This window comes from Bartonella sp. AA86SXKL (assembly GCF_042196885.1).
The window spans coordinates 1-481 of the sequence record NZ_JBHIRE010000288.1 but is presented as its reverse complement, the minus strand read 5'-3'; the positions used below and the strand labels follow the sequence as shown (position 1 = coordinate 481).

Here is a 481-nt window from a genome sequence, read left to right as displayed (position 1 = left end):
TAGCGTTCTTTAACATTAACCCTCAAATTGAAATGTAGACTTCCTGAAAGATCACCAACATAAAGCAGAGAATAATAAGAATTAAGCTTTGTAGAATCAGGAGAGGTAGCAGTAGAAGTGAAAATAACACTCCCGTTACCACTTAATTTCCCAATCAGAGAGCTTGAGCCATTAACTTCAGTAGCAATAGAGTATAATTGCGCCTCCTTTCCATTTAAAAGAATCTCTTCTGCTGTAGTTTGATGTCCTCCATCTCCAGCGTAAAGATGGAGTTTTCCAGAGCCATTAATCTTTACTGCCCCTTCCAATATTGCACCAGAATAAACCAACGAATTGGCTCCGCTATTAATCATCAGAGTTTCTACATATCCACCAGCATAGACTCTTTGAAGGGCTCCTTCTTCCAAAGTAACGGTATTCGCTCTCCCACCAGCAAAAACATTCTGTACCCCTGCCGCAAACACCCTAGTATCCACTGCCA

The 481-nt window shown here is 41.0% G+C and carries 1 pseudogene; it reads right to left on the bottom strand.

Features of this window, described 5'->3' with window-relative positions:
- Window positions 1-481, bottom strand: a pseudogene (locus ACFIO5_RS11580) (BafA family autotransporter); the annotation flags it as partial.